We start from the raw sequence: 2909 nt of genomic DNA on the forward strand, positions 1-2909 counted from the left end.
GGCAGGCGCTGCTAAGGGCGGTCTCTTGGGCAACGATGCCGTAGAAGCCATGTACCCCTATACCCGAACGGACGCGACCGGTGCGCCACTCGACGGCAGCAAGCACAAGTACACCATCACCTTCGCACCCGGCCAGTTGCCGCCAGTGAATGCGTTTTGGTCGGTGACGATGTACGACGGCAAGAGCCAACTCCTGATCAAGAACCCGATCAATCGCTACCTCATCAACTCGCCGATGTTGCCGGGTATGAAGAAGAACGAGGATGGTTCACTCACCCTCTACATCCAGAAAGACAGCCCCGGCGCGGACAAGGAGGCAAATTGGCTGCCTGCGCCCAATGACACAATCTATCTCGTTATGCGCCTGTACTGGCCGAATCCTACACCGCCTTCGATCCTGCCGGCGGGCAAAGGGACATGGCAGCCGCCCGGTATCAATGTGGCGTAATAATTATCCCCGACCGTGCTGATGTGTGGTGCCCGATRAGGCGCCGTCACCGAGGAGCGAACTATGATACGCATGACGAGACTGCTTTGCGCCACCGCCGCAATGCTCCTGATGGGCTTGGGCACCACTTCGGCCGATACAGCGCCGAAGATGAAAATGACGACGCCTTTCGCATCGGGCGTTCCCGTGCCGGACAAGATCGAGTCCTCGATCGGGACGCTGAATCTCAATTACGGCTACCCGTCGGCCGATACCGTTGACAAAATCTACGAAAACCTGGACCGTTCGCGCGCGCTACAGGCCTATCTGCTGGCGATTCCGATCGTAAATCAGGCCGGCATGCGCGACTCGATACGCAAGTTCGGGCCTGATAACCAGACCGACGTAATCTGGGAAAATCTGGTCGATCCGAGAAGCGTAGAGCTGACGGCCAACGACAACACGATCTATAACTACATTTGGGTCGACACGAGCAAGGGACCGTTGGTGGCCGAGATTCCGCCCAAGGTTCTGGGGATGGTCGACGACTTCTGGTACAAGTGGGTGGCCGACGTCGGTATCACCGGGGCCGATAAGGGCGAGGGCGGCAAGTACCTCCTGTTGCCGCCTGGATTCAAGGGCGACATACCACCGGGTTATCACGTCGTGCGGCCGAGCACCTTCGGCAGCTACCTCGTCTTTCGTGCCTTCGTTGTGGACGGTTCCACCCAACCGGGGGTCGACTCGGTCAAGAAAGACCTGCGGATCTATCGCCTGGACGAGGCCGCCAACCCGCCGCCGATGGAATTCGTCAATGCCTCCGGAATTCCATCGAACTTCGTCGCACCGGGTGACTACTCGTTCTGGAGTCTGTTGAACCAGGTCATCCAGGAAGAGCCGGCGGACGGTTCCGATCCCACCACCTTGGGCCTGTTCGCCTCGATCGGCATCGTCAAGGGCCAGCCCTTCAATCCCGATGAGCGGATGAAGAAGATCCTCACCGACGCGGCCAACATCGGCGCTGTGACTGCGCGGACGATCGCCTTCAAGATTCGCTCGAAGGATGCGTATTTCTATCCGGACAGTACGTGGCGTCTGCCGTTTTTCGGCGGCTACAAGTTCGAGATGGCGCCCGGTGTCAGCAACCTGGACGGTGCTGTGTTCTACTATTACTTTGCCATCGGCGTCACGCCGGCGATGGAGGAGAAGATGGTGGGCCGGGGCTCGCAATATCCCTGGTCGGTACAGGATGCGAACGGCAATCCCTTTGATGGCGGCAAGACTTACAAGCTACGCCTGCCGCCAAATATCCCGGTCAAGGATTTCTGGTCGGTCATCGTCTACGACAACCAGACCCGCTCGATGGTGCAAACCAACCAGCAAGCTCCAAGCGTCAGTAGCCAGAACAAGGGGTCAAGGTCAATGCGGATGGTTCGGTGGATGTCTACTTCGGACCTAGGGCCCCGGCAGGAATGGAGAACAACTGGGTGCAGACAATTCCGGACAAGGGCTGGTTCATGATCCTTCGCCTCTATGGCCCGCTGGAGGCATGGTTCGACAAAACCTGGAAGCCGGGCGAGATCGAACTCGTCAGGTAGGGAACGCTAACGACAAGGCGATCAGGTCATCACGTCCGAGAGCAATGATCGGGAGTTCATATGGCCCTCCGTCCGTTGATACTGCTGCCTGGGCTTGGCAAAGCTGCTCGATCGGCCGCGCTTTAAGAGCAGATAGGTTTCAGACACGCCGGCGACCGGAGGGAGGAAGGAAGGATTGGCGTTCTGATCTTTCCAACTGTTTGAATTTATCGGAATGTGCGTCTTTCCAGATAACGTGCTGGATAAGGCAGGCTACCCTTTTGTGCCCAATGGGCCGTCAAACCGGATAAAAACCTGTCGCTTCTGGTGATGGAGAACAATCCAAGCGTATTGACATGCTCCCATTTTTCACTCTGCCACAAAAGGTGGACCGTCATCTCAGGAGCGGTCGTGCAATGCTCGGGCCTAGCACCAGGATTGGATAGAAGATGGAAGACAAACGTACCGCATTTCGCAAATTGCATAAAGGACCGGGCGCGTTCATCATTCCCAATCCTTGGGATGTTGGGACCGCCCGGATTTTGGCTGCCTTGGGTTTTCCCGCACTCGCCACCACCAGCGCTGGCATGGCRTTCTCTCTAGGCGTCGCGGAGGGAACCGTACCGAGAAAGGAAATCTTGGACCATTGCCGAACCATCGTGGCAGCAACACCCCTCCCTGTCTCARCCGACCTTGAAAAAGGCTTTGGCGACAGTCCTGAGAGTGCTGCCGAGACAATCCAAGCTGCTGCCGGAATTGGCCTCGCCGGGTGTTCCCTCGAAGATCATACCGGTCGGCGCGATGATCCGATCTATGATTTCAYGCTAGCGGTCGAGCGCATCGAGGCCGCTGTGGAGGCGCGCCGATCTCTCTCCCATGATTTTGTGCTGACAGCGCGCTGTGAG

General features: G+C 57.8%; 2 protein-coding genes and 1 pseudogene. All 3 read left to right on the forward strand.

Going from position 1 to position 2909, the window contains the following annotated elements; genetic code table 11:
• On the forward strand, nucleotides 1–448 hold a 448-nt coding region (locus ACXJ5O_RS23380; RefSeq protein WP_457301993.1), incomplete at its 5' end, for a DUF1214 domain-containing protein.
• Nucleotides 449–787: 339 nt separating this feature from the next.
• Nucleotides 788–1911, forward strand: a pseudogene (locus ACXJ5O_RS23385) (DUF1254 domain-containing protein); the annotation flags it as partial.
• Between the two features lie 542 nt (nucleotides 1912–2453).
• Nucleotides 2454–2909, forward strand: a 456-nt coding sequence (locus tag ACXJ5O_RS23390; protein ID WP_457301994.1) for an isocitrate lyase/PEP mutase family protein, incomplete at its 3' end; no start/stop codon positions are given.

The organism is Phyllobacterium sp. P5_D12 (genome assembly GCF_054049495.1).